The organism is Idiomarina sp. OT37-5b (assembly GCF_002968395.1).
Classification (GTDB): domain Bacteria; phylum Pseudomonadota; class Gammaproteobacteria; order Enterobacterales; family Alteromonadaceae; genus Idiomarina; species Idiomarina aquatica.
Genome location: NZ_CP027188.1, coordinates 2664966 through 2689757, shown reverse-complemented (window position 1 = coordinate 2689757; position 24792 = coordinate 2664966). Strand labels below are relative to the sequence as shown.

The following is a 24792-nucleotide window of genomic DNA, read 5'->3' as shown; positions in this document are numbered from 1 at the left end:
TTAGCGGGCGGGCGAATTGTTTTCGAAGCCCGGCGCTATCGCTAAATTACTGGTGTTCATTAAACTTGTGCGGTTACGTAACCACAATTGATATTCGGGACCTTTTAAGGCAGCGTCTTCGGTGCAATCGACATTCCAGCGACGTAATAAATAACCGGCCATGGCAGCGCGAACATCAATGGTTAGTAAACCGTTTTTCATGTCCCCTCCGTTGCAATAATCCATTTCAATGGCCCTGGGAAATTTAACGTTGTTAGGGTGCGGTGTTAATTGCAGGGAAATCATCCGTTGCCATTCGGTATCGGAATCGCTGTCTTCGCCAAATTCGTAATTGCCGATGAGCTTCACATTACTGATTCGGGTTAATACAAAATCGCGAAAACTTTCGGTTTTTCGATCAAACGCGCGAACGTGCCAGCGCATGCCATTATCAACAATTGAGTGCGGTACAATTTCTCGTTTGCCGGAACCGCTGCTAAGCGATGTGTAATTAATTTCGAGTGCGCGTTCATTAAGTATGGCCTGCACGGTTTTTGCTACAACAAAAATGTCCGGAACATTCAAACTGGAAGGTGCTTCAACAGGAAAATGTAAATCGCCAATGGCGTCAAAACCATCGGAAATATCATTCGCTAATTTAATTAAACTGCGTTTGGCGTCATGGTCGAAAAGCGGTTTAAATTCACTGGTCTGGAAGTAACGTTTTTGCTTAACGTCGTATTCAAGATTTTGCGGTGCTAATTCTTTGTAGAGATTAAAGTCACGGGAGCCTGCCGATAGCCCAACTTCGAATCGTTTAATTAAGTCCTGGCGGTAAATCGAGCCTTTAAAAAGTAAACAAAAATCGATGTACGCTAAGCGCTGTTTTTGCGAAAAGGCGAGTTTTTCCAGCATCATCCGTGGCCACTTTTTATCGTTATTTTCGGCTTAGTGTGGTTCATTTTGGTGTGCATGTAAAGTGGTTGAGTGGTGGAGCGTAAAAATGTGTCAGGACGGGGATTTGTACAACAGAGTGGTGACAGAAGCGGGATTTCGAGCACTTCCTCTGGCATCAACGTGTCCAAAAAAGGATCAGTCACCACTTTGTTGTACAGATGGTTGCATTGGCAAATTACGGTAACCAGGTATTTTGCCACCACATACTAGGTTCCGTACAACAGATAGTATTTATTACTAAACATAGTTATTGATACTGGCTAGTAATGTTAGGCTCCTGTCGCACTGGGAGTCGCAAACACACAAACAACTGAGAACAAGTGCAGTACTAATAGTCTGGTGTACGGCAAGTTGCGCTGCCCATATAAACCGAAAGGATTTTGCGAACCAGCACAATGTGCCGTACACCAGATGATATTTAGTACGGATACCGTTTTTAATGATACTGGCTAGCAATGGCAGGCTCCTATCGCTTTGGCAGTCACAAATACGCAAAAAATTAAGAACAAGTGTCGTACCAATAGTCTGGTGTACGGCAAGTTGCGCTGGCGATATAAGCCGATGGTATTTTGCGAACCAGCACAATGTGCCGTACACCAGATGGTATTTAGTACGAAATACCGTTAACGTGAGCATTGCTTTGCGGCGCTTTAGCGAGGGGTGATTTTGAAACAGGAGGGTTGAAATGGATGTTAACTCAGTTGCCAATAGAGTTATCTTACTGGCGGGTATGCCAGTGAACTTCTGTTTGAATCAGGTTGGTTTGAAAGTTTCAGCGATTTGGTGATGCAGTTTCCGCGGACGCAAAATAAAGATGGTGCTGCGGCAATTACTTCTGACCTGCAATTATTTAAAGAGCTTCGCTCGAATCCAGAAGCGGTAACGCCGGAAAAAATGAAAGCGTTGAGTTTGAAGTATACGCCTGAGTTGCAAAATTCTTGGATTAATTCTGAAACGCCTGACGAAAAGGAGATTCTGGGTGCCTGGTGGCTTTTAGAAGTTGTTCTGAATTTATTTTTATCGAAACAGCCAGAGCTGCAATTTGAAATCAGAAAAATACTTTTATGGCTCGCCTTTTTTGAAAAGTTTCTTCGTGTAACGACAGAAAGTTTTGATGAGCGCTTTCCAGAGCAGGGTATGATGAAAATGTTTTTGCCTGTTGTCGAAAACAATAAATTGATATTGAGTAATGAGCGATATGTATCAGCGATAAAACAAAAATGGGTTGGCACTGAAGGCAGTTGGGTCTCGTTTTATGAAAAAATAACGGAAGCGAAAGATTCTATTTATTCGAGTGAGGGTGAAGACCCGAAAGCTGCTGTCGAAAAGCGGTAAAAAGAATTCGCGCTGGTAAGACTCGGTTAAACAGAAAAAACTATGCGAATAATTTCCGCGTCCTGGATACCGAATTAAGGCAAGCCTCCATGCAGTCGGTTGAGCTGATTGCACTGTTCTGTGAAGTGATGACGAAAAAGCAAGTGGCGATGCTCAAAGATAATTGCACGCCAGTGGACATTGAAAAAATGTTTTCCGTTTATCCGAGAATTTATGAGCGATTCACTGGCTGATTCGGCTAAACTTTAAAATTCCATTCAGGTGTCCTCCTCATAGGTGAGTTGCCGTGAAAACATCCTCTTTGCTGTTTCAGCAAATTAACTAACTTAAGACTTAGAGGACAAAAAAATGGCCAGAACATCAAATGATGACCGTTCAGATTCAATGAACCCAAATAACGACGCCTACTGGGATAGTTTGGACAACCATGCTAACCAGTTGAACCCGAATCACGACGAGTATGGTGGAGGCTGGCAAGCCGACGAAGAGGATTAGTCAGTCTTAATTGTTAGGCTGAAACATTGTTGCGGGCTGGCTTGATGTTAGTCCGCAACTTTAACGTTTGCCGCTAGTTGAAAACACCGTACTCCAGGCGATGAATTAGGGCGAGTACCTGCTGAAGCTCTAAGAATGAGTTCAGGTTTTCGATAGGCGAGCGCCCACCGAGCCCTCTACAAGGCTTTTTAAGCCAGTTAATAGCGTCGCATGCCTTGCCCTGGAAAAGCGACTCAGAGGCCTTTATGGCTTCAATTAACGCATAGATACGGTTGCTTTCTACTCTGGTAAAGCGTCTGTGCTTTCTTCTCTGTACTTTATTTCGGTCAGGAAGATTAAGCGCATTCAAGATTTCGGTTTCTGACAGCTCCGTTTCGTGCGCGAGGGAAGCGACGACGTCAAAAGTGAAACCTTGCACAATCGCATCACCCATTGCCGGGTAGTCTTCAGGTAGTCCTAGCTTTTGCTTTAAAGTCAGCTTTAAAGGCTGTTGTGCAGTCTTGGGGATGTAGTGTTCGTGGTGCATTTGAGTGCCTCACAGTGAAAGCTCACTCAGAGCCTTTCTTCTTGCTTTGAATATAGGTGACAAGCAAGTGAACACCCAGCATAACGACCGGCATCACCGCTACCCAAATTAATAATGACTCGTCGCCCATCAGATACTCCAGCCAGTTAACCAGGTACTAAGAATAGCATTTTCTGTTGGATTTACAGCCACTATGGGGTCGAGAACTCGGACGCGTGTGGCAGAGAAACAAAAAGCCACCGGTGACGGTGGCTAGGAAGTATCGCATAGCATGACATTGCGGCTCTGATTGCCAAGTGTGAGAGGCTAGCGATGTGAGCATATTAACAGAGCAAAATGGTAAGCGGAAGAAAAAGACACTAACGGACTCAAAATACGCAATGTCTGTTAGCCCCGTTGAAAGCTCAAAGGCAGCGTGTAACTCTCAACTTGGCTTAATTTTTAACCATGTTATAAAGAACCTTTCCTGATTAACGGTCTTGTTATTAGTAAGTGTGAGCGTTGCTAGCGATGCACGGCACATTTACTCCGGCAATATTGCGCGTTTTGTTGTTGTGTTGTGCATTTAAGTCGTTTACTGTCAATGACATAACAAAAAATAAAGGTTAAATATTGTGCGCTCGCTAGAGTGTTACTGAGCATGCTCAAACTGCCATTGCTAACTCGGGAACTGTAAAGTTATAAATCACTGATTTATCAGTAAGTTAATGGCTGGAAACTATCAATTGGACGAGTTTCTAACTGTGCACGCACAATATACAAATGTTAGCACTCAAGGATGCATATGAATTACGGTGAGTATGAAATTCCTCTATTGATAGGAAAAAGGCGTGACGAAGGTAACACACTACATATCGACGTAGATCGATATGCTGGGGTGGCATTTTTCATTGACGGTGAACACGGTAAGATTGTCACTTGCAAGCATATTGTTGAAATGGTTCAAGAGGGAGAGGTTTTACTTGGCAAAAATCTTATTTCTGGTGAAGTAGATGTTATATACAATATCAAAACACATCCCTTATACGACTTTGCTACAGCTAGTTTTATAAAGCATCATTCATACAAAACCTTTCCACTATTGGATAGAGAGTACAACCCTGGACATGATGTAAGGGCTTTCGGTTTTACTAATATCGGAAGAGAAGGCAGTAATGTTAGAGTAAACGCTCGTATGCTAAAGGGGTATATTGTCAGTCATGCGGACGAATCAGGACACCCTCAAGCAAGAACTACGAATGAGCTTTCGTTTCCTTCCCTCAAAGGGTTTAGCGGTAGCCCTTTGGTAAGCGAAGAGAATGGCGCGCTAGTTGGTATGTTATTTAGTAATCATGAGTCATCTATAGAAGTCCACTCTTTTATGGACGTAGAAGATAATGGTGAACAATTTAAAGAGAGTATTTATAGAATCATCGAGCTAGGATTGGCTCATTCTGCTAAAGATTTGATCCAGTTCATAGAGGATTTAAGCTAGTGCTAACAAACCAAATCAGTCGGATTGCTACGCTCTCCGCTGTTTGGGGCGTTAGCACTCAAAGAAGTATCGGAATACTAAGATGATCGAAGAAATATACACAGCCGTCGAAGAAAAATATTTTTCGTCTGGTGACTTTAATGGAATGCCTATTTACGGCCTTGAAGGCAACTTCGACATTAATGGTGAAGCCTTTAAAACGTCGGTTCGGAAAGGAATCGAAGATGACATCCTGACAGCCAGAGTTGATGGTAATCCTCATATCAGAGCTTTTTCAAACATCCCAAAGGAAAAAATACTTGAGTCCTTCGATGCCTCAGAATATCCAGGTCATATATGCCTGTATCCCCATGAAAAAAGACTGATCAACTCTAACAGGCTTGCCGAATACAGTCAGTCACCTTACGAATTGGAGTTGGCGAGAGGGGCTGGCCAACTCGACTATAGAACTTTTGACTTGTCTGTTTTGGAATACTATCGAAACGATCCTCGCTATTCATACGAAACTGATTTTATTCATGGCCAAATATCCATTACTGATGAGTTTTTTGAGTCTGATAGCGTTCCAGAGCATGACCAGATACTCCTACAGACATTTGGCTTTGCGTACGACGATGATCTAAACAGATATGTAGCAGTCTTTTTGCGATACTTGGGCAATCTTAGCCCTGAGCACCAAAGAGTTTGGGCCGCCAAGGAAGTAAAAGGGAATATAAAGCTTCATCCTGACTATTACGCTTCGAGTATATTGGGATCTTGGGGCTCAAGAATGTCAATATTTAGAGCCTTTACAGAAGAGCTAAAAATTATAAACGAGATGAGTGTATTAATTGGAAAACCCGCTATCTTTAGAAATAGTTACGACGAAGAAACTCCCAAAGAGTTTGGGTTTCTTTTGCGGCCTACACAGTCAGAATTCAACAACTTCATGTTGCTTTTAGACAAAATGATGTCAGAAAACATCAACAAGAAATTCTTTGAAAATGACGTTGATCTTGAAAGTGAGGAAGAGCGCGAAGATGGAAAAATTATTGTAAGCCAAAAAGGAACAATACAAATCCTAGAGGATTGGATTAATAAATATTTCCGTCCTGCTGATCCTGAACCAATCGAAAATATGATGAAGACCTTTAGAAAAGTTAGGCAGCTTCGTCAAAAACCCGCACATAAAGTCAACGCTGATGCATTCGATCAGGAGTTGTTCAAACAGCAGCGTAATATAGTCATTAACGCCTATGACGCAGTTCGAACACTACGGTTGATTCTGGCTAACCATCCAAATGTTAAAGAAAATCCCCCTAAAATAAGTGATCGACTATATAAAGGGGAAATATGGGACATCTAAAAGTGCTAACAAGCGGCTGCTGTCGGACTGCTAAAAGCTCCGGCTTCACCTCCACTTTTACCAGCCGCAGAGCCGGGCGTTAGGGCGAGCCGACATCTGGTAGCCAAGGGGACCAAAATGGAAGAAACTGTAGAAGAGCTTATCGAGCTTTGGCGATCAGACCCATTAAAAATGAAAGATCTGAGAGTTTTTGTTATTGAAGAGAAGTTCATATTTCGATTCGTCAATAGGCGCTTCAAAAAGACACACCATATTAACGAGTTTGGATATGCATCGATAAACAAGCTAGATCGAGGGAAAATACTATCAATATTCGCCAAGCTAGAATTTCTGGTTAACGAATGTATAAATCTTTTCTTGCATTCAGTTAAGCCGAATTTGACCGGCAAGGTTAAGTATTTTAAGGATAATCCGAAGGCTGAAAATTTAGTACTGACGGTATCTCCTATATATCAGAGCGAATTACCCTCAATGATCCAGGATATACCTTTCAAAAGTCGCATTGAGTATATTGAGCGACTTGGAATAATTGATAATGATAGGAAGATGGCTATGCTGGACTTGGCTAGCACAAGAAATTTTCTGGCCCACGAATGGGAAGAAAAGTTATGCGAATACAAAGAACGTATGTTGAAAGAAAAGTCAGTTTTAAATGACTTTTCTATCGACATTAGGTCGTCATTTGAAACGCTAGTAAATTGCTATGTTGAGCTTCAAGGTAAAGTCGGTTACAAGGAGCTGTTGGCCTCACATAACCAGAAAGTTATAGAGCAAAATCAAAACCAGCCCTAACAAACCAAGGCAGCGGGACATATTTTGCTTCGCTGCGCTCAAAACGCAAAATATGCCCTGCTTGGGGCGTTATGTTTCTAGGGGATAATTTTGAGCATCTGTTTGAGCCTTACATCCGCAGACATCGGTCTTACTAAGGATGTCGTAGCGATCATTGGAACTGTGGGGGCACTGGCAATCGGTGTTCTTGGTCTGAGTACTTGGCGGCGCCAGCTTCATGGGACTTCCAAGTTTGAAGTCGCCAAGAATATTCTCACAACAACGTACAAGATCGAGGACGCGATTCAGGCAGTACGGAGTCCAATGCTTCATCTCCGAAAAGAGGAGGTTGAGGCGGGAAGAGCCCTTGAGGAAGAGCAGCGAATCTATGCAGAACGGTTGCAGCGGCTGAATGAGAAACGAGCTGAACTGAGAACCTTGGCTCTCGAAGCAAGAGCCATATGGGGAGAGCAAGACCACTTCGAAGCAATTCAAAAGTTAATCGGGAAGCTCCACTCTGAAATTTGGCTCCATTTCTGGTTAAAGGGAGCTTACGCAGGACCTGGTGCGCAGGTAGACCGGAGTCCCGAGCGAGTGGCCAAGAATGATGAAATTGTCTATTACGTAAATGATGAAGATGATTTCACTAAGCAGATTAAGAATGCTGTTCGTGATGTTGAGGCAGTTTACAAGAAGCGGCTCCGAGAATGACGAAACATAACCAAGCAATTAAGTTCGCTCCCTGCGGTCGCCGGACCTCGTTTCACTCGGCCGCTTATTGCGGGCGTTATGTTTCTAGAGTGAGGAAGAATGGCTAAAGGGAATCACCAAGGTCAGGTGTTGCGAGACCATAAAAAAGTTGGACAAAAATTTATACCACCTTTGATGCAGCTACCCAATATGAAAGAAACATCATTTAGGGATAGTACGCTGCCTTGCCTGATTTGGTTGTCGGCCATTTTTCTTAGAAACCCTGATCGGCAATCGGTTCATTATGTCATTGAATTTCTTATCAAGTGCAAGGATATTTTGAATGATGATAAGTCACCAGCACTGGTATTTCTGAATAACTTCGACAAACTTACTGCGGAGCAAAAGAGAAGAATTTCAGAAGGTATCGAAGATCAGGCTATGCTCAACTTCCTGAGAGAAAGCTTGGTTCATCAACATCACCTTCTTGAAGATTATCCTCTTGGCTTTCTATTTGAAGATCATGTTTATGGTGTTGATCGGGATGAAGCGTTGGAGTGTCTTAAAGAGGATGTATCGGCTTTGTTGGATCGATACACAATGCACTCTACCAAGGTTCAAACTACAGCTTTCGTTTCAATGACAGCTACTGGAAAGTTGTTTTTAAGTTCTGCAATAGATCTCCCTGATTTCAATTCAATTTTTACAGCGCCTGATTCAGATGAAAGCAAAAGAGTCGCTTCTTTTGTACGTGCAAACATTAATGCTGGAGCAGGATTCAAGGATGCAGAAGGAGGTGAAAACGAATGGTCAAAATCATTCTGGAGCCAGTGTTTTAATCTGGAGGCTTGTTCATAAATGGAAGATAAAGATCCAGTTTCTGAGTTAATCGAGTCGTATGAATCATATCTAAAGTCAAGCTTTGAGGAGCTTTGGGCGAGTGTGAAAATTGAGTACGACAAGCTAGAGGCATACTCCGTTATTGGGGGGTTATTGTCCCGCCAAGTCACCATGTCTATTCAAATGGCAAGATCGCCAAATATTTGGAATGGACATTCGGCCCCATTGTTTCTCCGAGCGATGACAGATTTACATATAGCGTTGTCGTGGATCATGCTAGATCTAGAGGAGCGTTCGAAGAAATATATATTGCATGGGTTGGGTGAAGAGAAGCTACTTATGGAGCATTTCAAGAAAGAATTAGAGGATAACTCTGAAAATCCCAACAATGAGCAATTAAGTCAGCTTGTTGATGCTAAATCTGCTTGGATAAATTCACAGCGTCGTGACTTTTTTGTCGAGGTCAATCTAGGTAATTGGGCGCAGTTGGATTACAGACGAATGTCTCAGGAAGCCGATTGTGAAAGTTTATATAAATTTGCCTACAAGCCATTTAGCCATGCTGTTCATAACATGTGGCCTCACGTATCAATCTATAACTGTAAAGATTGCAATAGCCCACTTCACAAGCATCATCTCATCCCAGATTTATTCGAAGCTCCTATGGATATAGATTTTCTATTTAGATCATGTAAGTACGTTCATATGGCCTATGAGTTATTCATAGAGAAATTTAGCTTAGTTGTGCAAGCTCCTAAGCCTATGGACTGGTGGTACGATTATTTCGACGATGGTAATGACGCAGAAGAAGATGAAACATAACAAACGCGTCAAATGCGACGCTCGTACCTCGCGCGCTTTACGCGGGCGTTAGGCATTACTTGAGAGACCTCCTACATTATGAGAGCAACCAATATCATAGAGTTGATATATGAATCGAACCGATAAAGTCGGAAGCGAATACCTTCGTACACATGTGTACGAACCTAATTTTCTATTGTGAATGGTGTTACTTAGCGGTTTATAATAAAATTCTTAATGGCTACAACGTTGGGCTTCAACGGCAGAAAAGGCTGAGTGCGGTCATGGAAAATAAACTCGCAAAATATGGTGTTAAAAAACCAATTAGTCGACCGAAGATCAAACCAACTAAGCAACTAAATCTGGATACTCCAGAGGGGCAACGTCTAGTTTATACAGAGGCACGAATGATTCTTGCGCAACACAAGAAAACTTTCAGACGCTTGGCTTCTATGTGATGCAACTTTTTCAACTCACAGCAACCAGCATTATTGATGAAAAACAGTTTGCCGATCTACTTTACGATTGTTACGCAAACAACTTCGAGCAGTAAAAAGCAGGTTACACTTCCGCCGACTGGTAAGTACATCGGTGAGTATAGTCAAAATAAGGTTTGCCAAATACGTCCTAAACTATTGATTTTTAATGATTATAATCTTTTCAATCAACAAGCAGATCCAAAACATCGAGTAGGTCGCGCCTTTGGCGCGACTCAGCTACCGCCGCCTCTCAAACTGCAACAAAGGCGTCATTATTTAGCGAAGACGAATTGAGTCGGTAGGCGACCATTTTACCTCCAGCCGCGACAGACCAGTCGACGCAGGTGATACGGCTGGATTAAAGGCAAGGCTCTCCTTTCATCCAGTAGTGTCCGATGAATAATGGTTTTTGGTTGTCGTAGCCAGGCATTGATGAATCCAATCAAGTCCGTATAGTAAAAAGTAACTTGTCTTTGCTTTTCGGGTTTAGCTGTTTATTCCACCGCTTGAACCTAAGGCATGTTACCAACGGAGTAAAATTGATCCACTGACAACGGTTTAAAAGTGATCCACCTGAGGCATCATAGCCGCACTTTTCAATAAGACAAGGCGGCCTAACATGCTAACTCAGGAGCAACTAGTGGACATTCACGTTTTACACCGACAGGGATTAAGTAATCGCGAGATTGCACGCCGTCTTGGTATTTCCCGCAACACAGTAAAAAACTATCTGGCCCGGCCAACAGTAACGCCAAGCTATTCGGCGCGTGAAGCGCGCCCAACGAAGTTAGGCCCTTATGAGGCATATCTTCGGGAACGGATTAAAGCCGCTGAGCCTGATTGGATACCGGCAACGGTTCTCTTTCGAGAGATAGAAGCCCAAGGTTATAACGGCGGTATGACTCAGTTGCGACAGTATGTATCGCAGTTTAAAAAGCCAGAAGCGAGCGACCCAGTGGTTCGTTTCGAGACCCAGCCCGGTGAGCAGTTGCAAGTTGATTTCACTAACATCAACCGCAACCGGCGTCGCATGAAGGGCTTTGTCGCGACGTTATCGTTTAGTCGTGCAACCTTCGTACACTTTTCAGAGCGCGAGCGCCAAGAAGATTGGTTGTACGGTTTAGAAAAAGCATTTGTCTTCTTCGGTGGTGTTACTCAACACGTTCTGTTTGATAACGCCAAGACCATTATGATCGAACGTGATGCATATGGCTCAGGACAGCATCGCTGGAACCAAGCGCTGCTCGAGTTCGCTAAGTACTACGGTTTCCAACCGCGTGCTTGCCGCCCCTATCGGGCTCGCACGAAGGGCAAGGTTGAGCGTTTCAACTCGTATTTAAAAAGCAGCTTCATCACGCCATTAGCGGCGAGTTTGAAGCAGCATGGCTTACGCTTTGATGTGTCGGTGGCCAACGCTCACATTGGCCCATGGCTTGAACACGTTGCGCATCAACGTATTCACGGTACAACGGGACAGAAGCCGCAGATATTGCTTGAGCAAGAGCGGTTTCATTTACAACCGCTACCAACTAAAGAACACGGTCGTATCGTGACATCATCAGCGAGCCGACCAACACCGATAGAGAGCTTACAGCACCCGCTGAGCGTCTATGACAGCTTGTTGGAGGGACGTTTATGAACCTTCAACAAGAACGCATACTAGACGCTTGTGAGACGCTCAAGCTCGGAACCATTAGTTCTGAGTGGTCTGCCGTCGCAGATAAAACAAGTGCTAAAGAAGGTACTTTTGCCGACTTTCTAGAGCAACTACTGCAGCTTGAACTGCAAGCACGGACACGACGAACACAAGAGACGCTTCTTAAGTTGGCTGGCTTTCCAGCATTAAAATCGTTCGATGATTACGATTTTAAGTTTGCTAGTGGCGCACCACGACAGCAACTAAAAGAGCTAACTGGCTTAGCGTTCGTTGAACGTGCCGAGAACATTGTATTACTCGGCCCTAGCGGCGTTGGTAAAAGCCACTTGGCTATCAGCCTCGGTTACCTTGCGGTAATGCGTGGTATTAAAACTCGGTTTATTACAGCGGCTGATTTAATGCTTCAACTCGCAACGGCAAAAAGCCAAGGCCGACTTGAGCAGTATTTAAAGCGCAGTGTACTTGCGCCGAAGCTGCTCATTATTGATGAGATAGGTTATCTACCTTTTGGTCGCGATGAGGCGAATCTGTTCTTTAATGTTATCGCCAAGCGATATGAGCAAGGTAGTGTCATCGTCACTAGCAACTTGCCATTTTCACAATGGTCGAACGCTTTTGCCGATGACACAACGCTCACAGCGGCATTATTAGATCGGCTTCTGCACCATTCGCACATTGTGCAAATTAGTGGAGAGAGCTTCCGATTAAAGGGCAAAAAAGCTGCAGGAATAATACCTGCTGTCGAAACAAGCGCAGAAGTACTTGTTGATGCTTAAATGCAGCAATGGATCAGTTAAATACCGTTGTTGTGCACGAAAATGGCTGTAAAGGTGGATCAATTTTATTCCGATGCTTTTCGGATAAACCGCAAACCGGCCATGATAATTGACGCTGAGTAAGCACTTTTGTGGATCACTTTGTAGCCGGCGTCTGAAGTATAAAATTAGCTAAGGGTGGATCACTTTTACTCCGTTGTTTTTAGGACAAAAGTGGATCAGTTTTCATCCGTTGTTGACAGGCATTCCGAGAATCGGCATCTCTATCTAGCGAAAGGGGGTGTCGATAAGGCAGAAAGTATCATAAATCACCTCAAGGCTTTTTAACCATGCCCCCAAAACACAAACACACCGAACGTGACATTATTCGTGCGCTGACCGAGGTCTGCGAAGATGCGAAGGTTGAGCATGAGGGCTTCGTGTGGCTCACGCACGAGGTGAATTATCAGCGCTTTCCACAGAGCTTGGTGGTGACCTTGGTGTTTGATGAGTATGTCAGTGAGCCAGCGATGTTGTCGGCTTTGGCCGCGTTAGTACCAGAGGTACAGCGCGCGTTGAAGCCCATCGTGGGTGGTGAGTTGCCTGCACGTCAGATTGAGGCGCGCTACGAACACACAATGCATTAGCGGATAAAAACGCACCATCCGAGCTCTTAAATCACTCATAGCGATGCTCTGTTGCGGTTCACGTAATCGACAATGTCTTTCGCCAAATTTGACGAAAAGAGCTTGTCAGAATTGCTAAAGATAACGACACCGTTTCGAGTAGTGGGGTCGAACTCTACGTATGAAAGGAAATCCCCGTTATTGCCTGAGTGATAATATTTCAGTCGTCCATCGACTTGCTTGGCAGCGAAGCCTATGGCTCGATGAAGCTTTCCATTTTCATGCGGAACATTCGTTTGGAGCTCAAGTAATTCTTCAACGACCTTCTGCTTTTCCGCTGTGTCAGGTACTAAAATATCGGCGATAAATTTAGCGTAGTTGCCAGCAGTGGTTATTAGACTGTATGAGGCACCAAAGTTGTGATCATGCTTGTGATTATCGGTGGGCTTGCCCTCGCGGTGACCAAAGGCTTTACGTTCGGTTATCTCGTCATCCCAGATATATTTAATGAAGTCTGCGCCAATTTCATGTGTTATTTGCTCGTCGATTAGAGCCTGCAGCCCACTGTCATCAACGTTTAGTCGTTTCTGCAGAACGCGTCTTAAATACTCATAACCTTCACTTGAGTATTGAAACTGTGTACCGGGCTTGAACAACAGTGAGAGCTTACCATTCGCGCTAGAGCGCCAGTTGGGCAAACCTGAGGTGTGCGTTAAAAGCATCCGCGCGGTGATTAATTGATGCCATTCATTTTCCGCAAGATCAGGGTGGGGTAAGTAGCTATAAAGCGGTTGGTCGAGTTCAATAACGCTTTTTTCAGCCTGCAGTAACGTAAAATACGCAAAAACGGGTTTGGATAAAGACGCCGCTTCAAATAGGGTTTGCGATGAGATGTTATCGCCAGTATCTTTATTAGCTAAACCAAAACCTTGATTAAATACGACCTCGCCGTCCTGAATCACAGCGACCGCGAGTCCCTCTACGTCAGCCTCAACCCGACGTTTATGAATAAAACTTGTCAGTGTCTGCTGTCTCGGTTGGTCGTAGTTGTAACCGCTTTCTAAGGTTACACGTACCCAGTTCACTTCACCCGTTTTGCTGGGCAGAAACTCAAATGTGGTATTTGAGGCTGGGTCGATAAACTTATAGTCACCGACAGCAACGAGTGGGGTGGTGCCACTTTCAAGATTCAAGGTTAAATGCAACTGGTCGTTATTCACTGCAAAAGTGTGCTGCGCCTCATTACCCGCTGGTTTACCAAATGTCCCGGCTAACTTGGGAAGCAGCTTAGAATCAATATCATATCGTTGGTAAACTTTGGGTTTAATGGGCTCCCAGCCATACTGCTGTGCAACCGTTCTGGCAATAGCGGCCATTAAGTTAAAACCACTATCACTATTGGTCATGATGACTAACGCCTGTTTGTTTTGAACGGAGCCAACCATATAGCTGGTAAAGCCCGGAATACTGCCCCAGTGATCAAAAATAATATCGTTAGAGCCGTCAACGTAGTGCTTTTTGAAACCCAGCCGGATCGGGTCTCGAGTAAACATCTCCCTGGCAATTTGTTGCGAAACCAATTGACCTTGAGCGGAATGATAATCGTCGATGAGAGCCATCGTAAACGTGGCCAAGTCGGTCGGCGTTGTCCAAACGCCACCAGCGCCTTTAAAAGGGAAAAGTTGGTAGGGGTATGGAGCCACGTCTTCGGTATACCCCGTCGCGCGGCGAACCTTGAGGCTTGCCGGTATGGGCTGCCTGAATGAACTGCTTTCCATATCAAGTGGCTCAAATACCCGGTTTTGCACCGCAGCTTCAAAGCTTGTTTTTGTGACATCTTCGATAAGCTGTTGAATTATCGTATAGCCAGGGTTCGAATAGTGATACTGCTCACCGGGCTTGGAAAAAAGTGTGATCCCGGGGCCGTTATAGGGTGATTCGCCTTTCAGCATTTGAGTCACGGTGGGCACTTTTTCACCGACTGCGTATGGAGCTGGTACGTAGTTACTAATCCCTGCGCGGTGACCAATAAGCTGCCGAAGCGTTACTGGCTGGGTATTGATGAACTTATTGTCGGGCAACTGCCACGAGGTTAGATAGTTGTTTATATCTTCATCCAGAGAGACCTTGCCGGCGTCAACCAACTGCATTGCAGTGACTGCTGTCAGCGGTTTACTGAGTGAGGCGCCGGCGAATACAGTCTGAGATGTCACTGGCGAAAGCTTACTGAGTTCTGCATAGCCGTAGGTTCGCCGCCAGGCAATTTTCCCGTTATCGATAAAGGCCATACTGACACCCGCGATGTTGTCACTCAGCATGACCTCGGCGATTGACGTGGTTTTCAAATGGCCTTCTAAAAATTGATTTGGCAGCAACTGTTGTTCAATCGATTGAATGTGCTCTATCGGTTCGGCTGAAACGGAACTTCCGAGAATCGTTAACAGTAACAGCGCAATTAGCATCTGCTTTTTCATTGTCACGGCTCCTAATTTAAGCGCACCATCGTAAATGCCTTGTCTCCAAACCGTAATGTCGCATCAGCCTTATTGGTAGCGCCTTTAAATGAAATGACTACCGGCAGATCGGCTAATTCAAAGGTTTGCGCGTCAATTGCGTGTAGTGGTGTTTGTCGAACGGTACTACCGTCAGGGGCGAGCTCATGATAAACGAGGCGGTTAGCCGAAATACTCAGCTGTATTTGGTTTCCACTGTCATCATCTTGCAGTTGATAGCTTCCTTCATACAGTGTCAGTGTTTCTTCCGGCAACTGTTGACGTGGGCGGTGATCAAAGTTTGGTAAGTCCATTCTGGGGTCGATGAAATGAAGGGCAATATCCTGTAGTGCATCGTCAGAGGTTGAATTACTCAGTAACACGACACCGACGTGATTGTCTGGACGGAACGCAATAAATGCCTGGTGACCATTGCCGTCTCCACCATGATAAAACGCCTCAAAAGTGTCGTTTTGATAGTGCTTCCAGCCTAAATGCTCGGGTTGTTGCATTTCGTGTTTTAAAAAGCTCATCAAATCCTGTGCGGTGGAGTAAAGGCCGCCGGCTCCGTAGGCAACATCCGGTATCTCGGCAGGGGCGCTGATAGGAATTGTGGTTTGATGGCGAGTGGCGAGAAGATCCGGATGAGGTTTAAAGCTCGTCTCGTTTAGTTTAAGTGGCGTCAGGATTTCTGTGTTCAGTTGCGTGTTAAAATCTGAGTCGGTTATTTGACCCAACGACAGCCCAAGTATGGCCATGCCAACACTGGAGTATGAGTCATCGGCAGGTAGGTTTGCTTCACGTGATAGGGTTGCGAGCAAATGCTCGGTACTGTTTTTGGATAATGTTTCGTGTGATAGATCCCGAGGCAATGCTGCGGTGTGATTAAGTAAGTACGCGAGGCGGGTATTGGCGTTGTCTTTAACATCTGGCCAAATATCAGTAAGCAACGTTTGGCGGGTTACAATGCCTTTTCTTTCGAGTGTCTCGAAAAGCTCTGCGGTAAAGAGTTTCGCTAATGAACCAACCGCAAACTGTGACTGATCGGTTAGCTTTTGCGATCCTCCCGCTTGCGACACGCCATAACTGTAAAAATGGGTGCCTTTAGGATTAACCAAGCCGATGACAACACCGGGTCGGTGCTGATTGTCGACGGCCGAATGAATGCTTTGCTTAACGTCTGGCGGGATATCGGTGAGCGTCGCGACATCGTAGTTTTGGCAGCCTGAAATGAACAGGCACAGCCATAGGAAAGAGAGCCGTTTCATGATTTATCCTCAATGTATTCAAGTAAATCACCTGGCTGGCAATCCAGCACCTCGCACAACTTCTCTAAGGTATTAAAACGGATACCACGCACGTGACTGTTTTTTAACAGCGACAAGTTGGTTTGTGAGATGCCAATGGCGTCGGCAAGATCTTTCATCTTTATTTTCCGACGAGCCATCATCACATCTAGGTTTACAATAATTGGCATTAGATAATCTCGTCGTTTTCGGTTTGTAGTGACAGTCCCAAAGTAAATGCTCGTGAGATGGCCAAAAGAAATAGCCCGGCAGCAAGCAAGCCCCAATAAAACGAGCCAAAAATATAAAAGCTCTCGCCATGCGCAGGCGATACTTTGATATGCGTGACATAGAAGGAAGCAATCTCAAAGGCGTCGGGCATAAACAGATAAAAGCGAATAATGACTTCGACGTAGAGCAATACGGCGAGCGCGATAAACGAGGTAGCCACTTTCTTCAACAACGTGGGAGTGGAGATTTTAAAGGGCCTGTCCGTTTGCAAGTCATTCATGAATTGTCGTAGACCGCATAAAGCGTAACTAATCAGTCCACCAATCAATAAAATGGTCAGTGCACGGCTGATCGCGAATCCAAACCCAGATGTCTGAATATATAGGGTGCCTTGATTGCTCTCTATTCCCCACTTTCCTGCGGGAAGAACGTCATGATAAGACCCTGCTGAGCTGGCAAACTCAATGTGCCAAGTCGTTAGCATATGCTCGCCCAACGCCGGCAGGATGATGGCGACAACGGCTAAACTTAGGGTAGCGATCACCGTAATAACGAGAGCGAAATTGATTAATCGGTATGAATGAGTGGTTGTCATAACGAGCTTCGGATATTGGACGATGGTCAAAATCTAGTCTAAAAATTAATCTTTTGCAATAAAATATTTATGTAAAACGTAAATATCTTTAAGTTTGATGCTGTATTGCGAATCCAGGCTAATGGAACAAGGAGTGCTGAAAACAGCTATTTTTCGACCGCTGAGAACAAATGACTTTTCAGGGAGGCGCTATAGGTTCGGCTGACTTTAAGCGTTTTTTCATTGGTCAGTTCAATGCTGTACTCGGAGTTTCTGAGCGCCTCGATGTGCTTGATGTAGCGAATATTGACGGCTGTCGATTTATGAATGCGAACAAACTCGGGGGGTAATATATTTTCGACTAAATGCTTAAGTCGGGCTCTCATAACATAGGTTTCGTTATGCGTGTGAATACACATATAATCACCGGCGGCATCAACCCAAACAATCTCATTAAAGGGCACGAATTGGCCTGAGTTACGTCCATCCGTAATGATCAGTTTTTCACTTTCTACCCGATAGCTGGATGAGGACGATGAGCCAGCTCCAGGGCTGCCATCCAGGGCATCGGAAGCGGTCAGTAGTTGTTGCTTATACAGCGGATCTGGGCGCCTTGCTCTAACCCGTTCAATGGCCTCATTCAGACGGGCTTGGCGTACGGGCTTTAGCAAGTAATCAACCGCTTCAACCTCGAATGCCCGAACCGCGTATTGATGAAATGCGGTCACAAAAACAATGGCAGGATGTTGCTCGGGTTGAAATTGCTTGAGTAGGTCAAAGCCGCTTTTGCCCGGCATTTGAATGTCTAGAAAGATTAAATCCGGTAGATCATTTTTAACGCACTCAATGGCTTCATCGACACTGGTCACCATATCAATAATATGAATACCATCCACTCGTTCGAGTCTTAGCTTCAGGCCTTCAATAGCACTCAGTTCATCGTCAACTAATAACGTATTTAATGTTTTCATAAGGCGCTACTTTGTAGTTCGCGAGGTATTAAAATGTTCACCCAAGCACCCCCTTCGGGTCGGTTTCCCATAGATAACTGAGCGTCGTCCTCATAAGTCAGTCGTAGGCGCTGTTGGCAGTTGTCTAAGCCGATGCCGCGTTGGCAATGATACTGCTCCTCAAAGCCGTTACCATTATCCGTGACCTGGATGTGAATACCTTCTTGGCTGGCGCTAAAGTCAACGGCAATTGACATGGTTTGATTGGCGAGCATGCCATGTTTCAGTACATTTTCGACCAATGGTTGTATTAATAAAGGCGGAATCAAGGCTGCTTCGCAATCGGGATCGGTTGTTATCGAGACATCCAGCGCCGTCTGAAATCGATTTTTCTCAATTTCCAGATAGGTCTTAAGCAGTGCTGCCTCCTCTGATACCGGAATCTTTTTTAGCGGATCGGTATATAAGCTGTAGCGTAAGAAATCACACAATTGCTCTAACATATCAACCGCACGGTCATTTTCATGTTTGAGAATAAGCGTGCAGATCGCGTTGATGCTGTTAAACATGAAGTGAGGGTTTAATTGATAGCGGAGCATTTTTAGCTGAGCTTCTTTGGCCAGGTGTGTCGCGCGCTCGGCTCTTTCGCGTTGCTCTACGTTGTCGAGATAGTTTTTGATGCTGTAATACACTGCGGTCCAGGCGGACAGCATGGTTAGTGAAGCGCTGGTCCAGGTACCAAAGTCAAACCATGACATTGGATCCCATGTTCCACCATACAGCGCTTGCAACGCATACCATTGAAATTGTGTCCAGACCAGCGCTGCGACGATGATCAATATAACGTGTGCAGCAACGGTATATTTATCAAAGCGCTTTGCCCGCTTGTAAAACGTATGCAGGCCCATTGTAATAAGAAAGCCGGAGCTGACATCAAGCAACAGATGGGGAACGTGGATCTGCCACGGTTCATCACTTGGCAGTTTGATCAAGAGTTCGGTCAATAGCGCATAAATAGACCATCCGCAGAACTGACAGAACCAAAACAACCGCAATCGCTCAACAAATTTTGACATCACCGGCTCACTTATCACATACGACTGTGGGCAGTAACTCAGCTGCCCACATCATGATTGCGTTAGTTACACGGCACCGTCAAGGCTTGTTCGCTCGGTTTGCTCACCAAAGCGACGTCAGCAATCGATAAGCTCGCTTGCGCGGAGCTATCCAGGCGTAGCATTATCGATGCCTTCTGATTAAGGTTCGAATTATCGCATCCTGTTTCAATCGCCAGCGTATTCCAGTCTCCCAGTTTCAATTGTGGCGTCGACTCCCTTAACTGCACTGCGTTAGTACACTGTTGTTGGTGACATAGCACACCCAGTCGAACCGGCTCACTGAGGTTATCGCTGAAACGGACTTTTGCCTGCAGAAAACGAGCTTCGCCATTCGTAAGCGATTCAAGCGGCTCTTCTCGGGCTAAGATCGCGGCAACAGACGTGTTGGCTTTATGCCAGACAAAGCGTCGCCCGTCTTCCTGATAAGCCAGGTTGACCGACTGCATTGTCACTGACTGTTTGTCAGCACTGGTTCCTGAAGGACCTGAGATGGGTGTCAACGCGTTATTAACCTCTGCAAAACCCCAGTACCAGCCTTTTGCTAAGTTCCGTACAAACAACGGAACGCTGTTCGATTCCGAAGGGTTGTCAGCGAGCCGCTTTTCTTCGTTCAGTAAGCCAATGTGCTGCTCACTTTCATAGGTGAGCCCATAACCGTACGGAAACAGTGGATCGTAATTGTCATCATAACGATTTAAGGTGAATTGGTCGTCATACTTGGGCCAGGAAAAACTCAGCTTACCTTTAAAGTCATGTTGGATTGCGCCATTGGCATCTCGCAAAATGACATCGGCTACGCCTTGCCCTTCCGAACCAGGTAGCCATGCGGCGACAAAAGCATCGGATACATTCAGTTCTTTATTGACCCATAAAGGACGTCCACTCAGAAACACGGAAACCGTTGGAATGCCCTGATCGTTGAGTTGTTTAAGTAGCGCATAGCTCTCGCTATCCACCTGGCCAAAATCTAATGATTGAATATCACCAAACCACTCAGCATAAGGCTGCTCGCCAAAGACGACGATAGCGACATCGGGCTTTTCATCAAAGCTGCCGTCCTCACTGAGCGTGACCGAGCCACCCGCAGCAACAACTTGCTGCTCGATACCCTCGTAGATTGAGGTCGCATTTGGAAAATCTGCGTTGGTGTTGTCAGTACCCTGCCAGGAAACGCTCCATCCACCGGCCTGCATAGCGATGTTATGTGCGCCTTTGCCAGCAACGAGAATATTGGCTTTAGGAGATATCGGCAGGACTTGCTTGTTATTTTTTAACAACACCAGCGATTCACGCACTGCTTGAGCGCCAAGCTCCCGGTGCTGTTTTGCATTAAACCACTCTGCGTGCTGGGTTTCGGGGCGTAAGGATGGCTTGTTGCGCTCGAACAGTCCCCAGCGTACTTTAACCCGGAGAATACGAGTTACAGCATCGTCGATACGTGCTTGTGGGATGACGCCTGATTTTACTTGTGCAACGGTATTTTTATAGAGTGCCTCAAAATGTTCCGGTGCCATTAATACGTCGATACCGGCATTGATAGCGGCGGCACATTGTTCCAGGTCGCATCCGTCAACAAACTTATGTGCGTTCCAGTCACTGATGACAAACCCGTCAAACCCCATTTGATTTTTCAGCACATCGGTTAATAAATACTTGTGACCATGAACTCGGGTGCCATTCCAACTATTAAAAGACGCCATTACCGACTGCACACCCGCCTCAAGCGCCGAAAAGTATCCGGCTCCATGAATATCACGAAGCTCGGCCTCATCAACGCGAGTATCGCCGCGATCGATACCAGCGGTGGTTCCGCCATCACCGATAAAGTGTTTGGCCGTGGCAATCCGATGATAGCCTTTCAAAAAGTCTTTGCCGACGGTGCCTTGAATACCTTCAACCACGGCTTTAGCGTATTGTTTTACGACTTCCGGGTCTTCCGAGTAACTCTCATAGGCTCTCCCCCAACGGTCATCCCTGGCAACGGCGACGGTGGGCGAGAAACTCCATTCAATACCGGTTGCTGCAACTTCCTTGGCTGTTGCCTCACCTATCATTTTGATCAGCTCGGGATTACGAGTAGCCCCTAAACCAATATTGTGCGGAAACAACGTTGCACCAAATACGTTACTGTGACCATGCATAGCATCGGTTCCCCACATGGTGGGTATTGAACTGCCATCGATAGAATCATCGATGGACGCTTGGTGCATTTCATCGGCGTATCGTAACCAGGTATTTCGATCCGCCTGCTTATTGCCGTAGGGGGCGGTATTACCGCCATTCAAATAGGAGCCAAAGCCGTAGGTGCGCATTTGTTCCACGGTCAAGTAACCAATCTCCGGTTGAATCATCTGCGCAACTTTTTGTTCAACCGTCATGTTTGCCAGGAGTTCCTGAACTTTCTGCTCAACGCGGGTGCTATGGGTTTGGGGTTGTTTTTCTAAGGACCAGTCTATTGTTTGGGCTGACGCTAGGTTGCTAAAACTCATTAAACCCATCGACACCAATAGGGGTATCGATCTTCTAGTGAATTTGCGCTTTAGCATTTAGGTTCTCCTCGTGGGTATTCGGCTGATATAACGACTAAATTTGGTGTTAACGAGTGACCTGCAATCACTTTTCTCAAGTGACTGCAGGTAGGTGGGGTGAGTTTTTAGAACTTAATACCTGCGCGGATGCCGTAGTATCTCGGCATACCGAAACTACCTTTAGCAAAGCCTTTGGTTGTATTGTTCCAGTATTGAATGACTTCATCGGTTGCGTTATTGACAAAGATCTCAGCAAACCAGTTTTGATTTTGTGGCTCATACTTCAGTGAGGCATTCACTACGGCAAAAGCGTCACGTGAGTCATCCATGTAGGCTACCGCATCATCCGGCACTGCAAACGCCATATCATCCAAATGTTTGTCGACGTTCCAGATGGTTGAATAAGAATCATCCTTCCAACTCACGTTAAACCAACCATGGATGTATCCATAATCGCCCAAATTAACGGTGTGGGTGTAACTTAAATTGGCGGTGTACTCTGGTGTCATCGCCAGGTTGTTGCCTTTTAAATTGGTGGTAAGCAACGTATTAGTCGGGTCGATGGACTCCTCGTAGGATAAGTTAAACAAGTACTCTGGATCGTAATCCCATTTGGTAATCCAGTCTTCCGTGATGGTGGCATCTGTCCAGGTAACATAACCATTCACGCGGCCGTTTTCGTAGGGTTTCCAGTCAAATTCAAGCTCAATACCTTTGATGGTTGAGCCCGGCACATTTTGTGTGTAGTAGGCAATAACCGGTTGGTTTTGGTAGTCGAGAATCGGGTTGCCGTCGTCATCGAGGATCGGCGTACCATCTTCACCTTCAACCGGTGACAAACGCTCGACGTTGCCAATAGAGCCAACCGATGCGTATTGCATATCGGTGTAATCCGTATAGAAGAACACCGCCTGAAGGTTTAATGAGTTATCCAGCAAGCTTGACTTAGCTCCCACCTCCCAGGTGAGAACCTCTTCGGGATCGAACTGGGTCTCAAAGCGGGTGGTTTCGCCGGTTCGGTCATTGACCACCTCATACACATCGCCAATACCGCCGGCTTTAAACCCTGAGGCGACATAACTGTAAATCATGGTCGCATCAGTTAGGTCGTAATCAAGCCCAACGCGAAAGTCATTACGTGTCCAGCTTCCCTTATTGTCATTGGCAAAGTAAGACGCGTAAATCGATGGGTCTTCGAAGTAGTCCACGGGTAAATCATTCAGTGCCGTGCGGTTAAGCCAGCCCGGTGCGCAACCGTCGGCATTGGAACAACGGTAGGTTCGCCCACCTTTGTCTTCCTTAGTTTCGTCGCTGAACCGATAACCTAAGGTTAAGTGCAGTTTCTGCGTTAGATTGTAAGTGGCTTGGCCAAACAACGCGTAGGCATCGGTAGAGCGATCAGGCTGATCCCAAAATGACTTGTCGTCCATGGGGTTGTCGTAATAACCGTAGGTGGTTGTTTGTTCATGGAAGTAATTCAGTCCCGCTATCCAAACTAAGTCACCGTAATCATTCGACTGCAACTGCACCTCGGTAGAATAAGATTCTGCGCCAGTGCCATCAAGGAAGTAGGTTGCTCCATCCCATGGATCCAACGCCACTTCACTGTCTTGGGCTGAGGCGCGTTCCATGTCCTCATAGCCGAGCAACCACACGACACTCATGTCGTTGTCAAACGTATAGTTAAAGGTGTTTCGAAGGTAAGTTATGTCTAGGTTGAGCTCACCCGGTACGTTGACGACCGCTTGGTAGGTATTGTCGCTGGGTAAAAACGTTGAGCAGTCACCGCCGTACTCGGTGGAACGTCCTGATAATTTTTCACAATTAACGAGATCAACGTTGTTGCCGCTATCATTTATGTATTGTTGGAAAACGGTGTGATTGGAGAAGTTGCTATCGAGCGGTTCCCAAAGCGCACTGACCCGGTAAGAATACTCGTTCGCATTGTTGTAGAAATCATCTGCTCCGGCACGAGTCAGGGCTCTAATGCGTTGTCTTTCGGGATCGGTACCGGCACCATCAATCCACCAGTTCTCTCGCTGAGTGAGTGTTGAGCCGACACCGGAATACGAGTCTTCGGCGATAACTTCTGCATTGATAACCTCATCGGATAAACGGCGTAGGTCATACTGATTCGGATCCCAGTAGCCTTCAAGATACGAATCACGTTTGAGTCCTTTACCAGAAACGCGGATTGCAAACTCGCTGTTTACTGGAATGTTGATAAAACCTTCAATGCTACGTGCATTGAATCGTCCCAGTTCGCCGCTCACGCTGCCAAATAGTTCACCAAATTCAGGTTTTGCAGAGATAACATTAATGCTGCCGACGGTTGAGTTACGGCCGAACAAGGTTCCTTGTGGCCCGCGAAGCGCTTCGATTCGGTCAACGTCGTACATCAGTGCCAGCGCACCTTGCATCCGGGGTGAGTATATACCGTCGAGATGGACGCCTACTGCCGGGTCACCCAGCTCAGTAATGTTTGTTGAGCGAACACCACGCATGGAAATAACAGGGGCTGATTGATCGGTTGCGGTTGAAATATCCAGACCAGGAACTAAGTCTGCGATGTCTCTAATATTATTTACGCCATTTTGCTTAAGTACCTCTTCGCTTAGCGCTGAGATTGCAACCGGGGTTTCCATTAACTTGGTTTTTCGTTTCGTTGCGGTCACCGAAATAACTTCTAAACCACTCTCTGTTGCTACTTTTTCGTTATTGTCACTTTGTTCTTGAGCGTCAGAGTTTTGAGCTTCTGCTTGTTGTGCCTGTGCGAGCATTGGCATTGAACAGGCGAGCAATATGCCGAGGGTGATACCATTAAGTCGTTCCATTATTCTTTCCCACTTTCCTTTGATTGTCGGGTACTTGCGATACCTACTT

Annotated in this window: 21 protein-coding genes; 11 read left to right on the top strand and 10 right to left on the bottom strand. The window is 45.6% G+C overall.

Annotated elements, in window-relative coordinates; genetic code table 11:
- A complete protein-coding gene (locus C5610_RS12645) occupies positions 1-894 on the bottom strand; it encodes a WYL domain-containing protein (protein WP_105307830.1) in 894 nt (297 codons plus the stop codon).
- 825 nt (positions 895-1719) lie between these two features.
- Here C5610_RS12645 and C5610_RS12640 point away from each other — a divergent pair.
- Both C5610_RS12640 and C5610_RS13635 read left to right on the top strand, forming a co-directional pair.
- Positions 1720-2271 carry a hypothetical protein gene (locus C5610_RS12640; RefSeq protein ID WP_158682700.1) on the top strand — a complete coding sequence of 184 codons (552 nt, stop codon included), beginning with the start codon at positions 1720-1722 and terminating at the stop codon, positions 2269-2271.
- 348 nt (positions 2272-2619) lie between these two features.
- Positions 2620-2766 carry a hypothetical protein gene (locus C5610_RS13635; RefSeq protein ID WP_187346272.1) on the top strand — a complete coding sequence of 49 codons (147 nt, stop codon included), beginning with the start codon at positions 2620-2622 and terminating at the stop codon, positions 2764-2766.
- A gap of 73 nt (positions 2767-2839) precedes the next feature.
- Here C5610_RS13635 and C5610_RS12635 read toward each other — a convergent pair whose 3' ends face one another.
- On the bottom strand, positions 2840-3292 hold the full coding sequence (locus C5610_RS12635) for an antitoxin Xre/MbcA/ParS toxin-binding domain-containing protein (protein ID WP_105307473.1): 453 nt from the start codon (positions 3290-3292) through the stop codon (positions 2840-2842).
- A gap of 784 nt (positions 3293-4076) precedes the next feature.
- Here C5610_RS12635 and C5610_RS12630 point away from each other — a divergent pair.
- The 9 genes from C5610_RS12630 to C5610_RS12585 all read left to right on the top strand — a co-directional run bounded on the left by C5610_RS12630 (position 4077) and on the right by C5610_RS12585 (position 12751).
- Complete coding sequence (locus C5610_RS12630) at positions 4077-4766, top strand: serine protease (RefSeq protein WP_158682699.1); 690 nt, start codon at positions 4077-4079, stop codon at positions 4764-4766.
- An 82-nt stretch (positions 4767-4848) separates the two neighbouring features.
- Positions 4849-6111 (top strand): AAA family ATPase, encoded by a 1263-nt coding sequence (locus tag C5610_RS12625; protein WP_105307471.1) that lies wholly within the window; start codon positions 4849-4851, stop codon positions 6109-6111.
- Positions 6112-6228: 117 nt separating this feature from the next.
- The gene (locus C5610_RS12620; protein ID WP_105307470.1) at positions 6229-6903 is read left to right on the top strand and encodes a hypothetical protein; all 675 of its coding nucleotides are present in this window, start codon (positions 6229-6231) and stop codon (positions 6901-6903) included.
- Between the two features lie 90 nt (positions 6904-6993).
- Positions 6994-7593: a hypothetical protein gene (locus tag C5610_RS12615; protein WP_105307469.1), complete on the top strand. Its 600-nt coding sequence runs from the start codon at positions 6994-6996 to the stop codon at positions 7591-7593.
- Between the two features lie 99 nt (positions 7594-7692).
- Entirely contained in the window at positions 7693-8430 is a 738-nt protein-coding gene (locus C5610_RS12610; protein WP_105307468.1) for a hypothetical protein, read from the top strand.
- A complete protein-coding gene (locus C5610_RS12605) occupies positions 8431-9234 on the top strand; it encodes a DUF5677 domain-containing protein (RefSeq protein ID WP_105307467.1) in 804 nt (267 codons plus the stop codon).
- Between the two features lie 1077 nt (positions 9235-10311).
- Complete coding sequence (gene istA / locus C5610_RS12595) at positions 10312-11331, top strand: IS21 family transposase (RefSeq protein ID WP_105306323.1); 1020 nt, start codon at positions 10312-10314, stop codon at positions 11329-11331.
- The gene (istB, locus tag C5610_RS12590) at positions 11328-12125 is read left to right on the top strand and encodes an IS21-like element helper ATPase IstB (RefSeq protein WP_105306322.1); all 798 of its coding nucleotides are present in this window, start codon (positions 11328-11330) and stop codon (positions 12123-12125) included. Before istA ends, istB begins: the two co-directional genes overlap by 4 nt.
- A 329-nt stretch (positions 12126-12454) precedes the next feature.
- Entirely contained in the window at positions 12455-12751 is a 297-nt protein-coding gene (locus C5610_RS12585) for a hypothetical protein (RefSeq protein ID WP_071462112.1), read from the top strand.
- A gap of 35 nt (positions 12752-12786) precedes the next feature.
- On the opposite strand, the gene C5610_RS12580 is transcribed toward C5610_RS12585, so the two are convergent.
- The 8 genes from C5610_RS12580 to C5610_RS12545 all read right to left on the bottom strand — a co-directional run bounded on the left by C5610_RS12580 (position 12787) and on the right by C5610_RS12545 (position 24743).
- On the bottom strand, positions 12787-15204 hold the full coding sequence (locus C5610_RS12580; protein ID WP_105307466.1) for a serine hydrolase domain-containing protein: 2418 nt from the start codon (positions 15202-15204) through the stop codon (positions 12787-12789).
- An 11-nt stretch (positions 15205-15215) separates the two neighbouring features.
- Positions 15216-16490: a serine hydrolase domain-containing protein gene (locus tag C5610_RS12575; RefSeq protein ID WP_105307465.1), complete on the bottom strand. Its 1275-nt coding sequence runs from the start codon at positions 16488-16490 to the stop codon at positions 15216-15218.
- A complete protein-coding gene (locus C5610_RS12570; RefSeq protein ID WP_410054411.1) occupies positions 16487-16648 on the bottom strand; it encodes a helix-turn-helix domain-containing protein in 162 nt (53 codons plus the stop codon). Before C5610_RS12570 ends, C5610_RS12575 begins: the two co-directional genes overlap by 4 nt.
- 50 nt (positions 16649-16698) lie before the next feature.
- The gene (locus C5610_RS12565) at positions 16699-17334 is read right to left on the bottom strand and encodes a DUF2975 domain-containing protein (protein WP_105307463.1); all 636 of its coding nucleotides are present in this window, start codon (positions 17332-17334) and stop codon (positions 16699-16701) included.
- Between the two features lie 146 nt (positions 17335-17480).
- A complete protein-coding gene (locus C5610_RS12560) occupies positions 17481-18284 on the bottom strand; it encodes a LytR/AlgR family response regulator transcription factor (RefSeq protein ID WP_105307462.1) in 804 nt (267 codons plus the stop codon).
- Positions 18281-19339, bottom strand: a complete 1059-nt coding sequence (locus C5610_RS12555; protein WP_105307461.1) for a sensor histidine kinase — start codon at positions 19337-19339, stop codon at positions 18281-18283. Before C5610_RS12555 ends, C5610_RS12560 begins: the two co-directional genes overlap by 4 nt.
- Before the next feature lie 62 nt (positions 19340-19401).
- Positions 19402-21759: a glycoside hydrolase family 3 protein gene (locus C5610_RS12550; RefSeq protein WP_262339877.1), complete on the bottom strand. Its 2358-nt coding sequence runs from the start codon at positions 21757-21759 to the stop codon at positions 19402-19404.
- 275 nt (positions 21760-22034) lie between these two features.
- The gene (locus C5610_RS12545; RefSeq protein WP_105307459.1) at positions 22035-24743 is read right to left on the bottom strand and encodes a TonB-dependent receptor; all 2709 of its coding nucleotides are present in this window, start codon (positions 24741-24743) and stop codon (positions 22035-22037) included.
- Between the last annotated feature and the right edge of the window lie 49 nt (positions 24744-24792).

Coding starts and splice junctions, on each gene's coding strand:
- C5610_RS12570 (WP_410054411.1), bottom strand. CDS start 16,648: ATGAAAGATCTTGCCGACGCCATTGGCATCTCACAAACCAACTTGTCG.
- C5610_RS12545 (WP_105307459.1), bottom strand. CDS start 24,743: ATGGAACGACTTAATGGTATCACCCTCGGCATATTGCTCGCCTGTTCA.
- C5610_RS12565 (WP_105307463.1), bottom strand. CDS start 17,334: ATGACAACCACTCATTCATACCGATTAATCAATTTCGCTCTCGTTATT.
- C5610_RS13635 (WP_187346272.1), top strand. CDS start 2,620: ATGGCCAGAACATCAAATGATGACCGTTCAGATTCAATGAACCCAAAT.
- C5610_RS12645 (WP_105307830.1), bottom strand. CDS start 894: ATGCTGGAAAAACTCGCCTTTTCGCAAAAACAGCGCTTAGCGTACATC.
- C5610_RS12560 (WP_105307462.1), bottom strand. CDS start 18,284: ATGAAAACATTAAATACGTTATTAGTTGACGATGAACTGAGTGCTATT.
- istA (WP_105306323.1), top strand. CDS start 10,312: ATGCTAACTCAGGAGCAACTAGTGGACATTCACGTTTTACACCGACAG.
- C5610_RS12620 (WP_105307470.1), top strand. CDS start 6,229: ATGGAAGAAACTGTAGAAGAGCTTATCGAGCTTTGGCGATCAGACCCA.
- istB (WP_105306322.1), top strand. CDS start 11,328: ATGAACCTTCAACAAGAACGCATACTAGACGCTTGTGAGACGCTCAAG.
- C5610_RS12610 (WP_105307468.1), top strand. CDS start 7,693: ATGGCTAAAGGGAATCACCAAGGTCAGGTGTTGCGAGACCATAAAAAA.
- C5610_RS12555 (WP_105307461.1), bottom strand. CDS start 19,339: ATGTCAAAATTTGTTGAGCGATTGCGGTTGTTTTGGTTCTGTCAGTTC.
- C5610_RS12630 (WP_158682699.1), top strand. CDS start 4,077: ATGAATTACGGTGAGTATGAAATTCCTCTATTGATAGGAAAAAGGCGT.
- C5610_RS12580 (WP_105307466.1), bottom strand. CDS start 15,204: ATGAAAAAGCAGATGCTAATTGCGCTGTTACTGTTAACGATTCTCGGA.
- C5610_RS12625 (WP_105307471.1), top strand. CDS start 4,849: ATGATCGAAGAAATATACACAGCCGTCGAAGAAAAATATTTTTCGTCT.
- C5610_RS12575 (WP_105307465.1), bottom strand. CDS start 16,490: ATGAAACGGCTCTCTTTCCTATGGCTGTGCCTGTTCATTTCAGGCTGC.
- C5610_RS12585 (WP_071462112.1), top strand. CDS start 12,455: ATGCCCCCAAAACACAAACACACCGAACGTGACATTATTCGTGCGCTG.
- C5610_RS12605 (WP_105307467.1), top strand. CDS start 8,431: ATGGAAGATAAAGATCCAGTTTCTGAGTTAATCGAGTCGTATGAATCA.
- C5610_RS12635 (WP_105307473.1), bottom strand. CDS start 3,292: ATGCACCACGAACACTACATCCCCAAGACTGCACAACAGCCTTTAAAG.
- C5610_RS12550 (WP_262339877.1), bottom strand. CDS start 21,759: ATGACGGTTGAACAAAAAGTTGCGCAGATGATTCAACCGGAGATTGGT.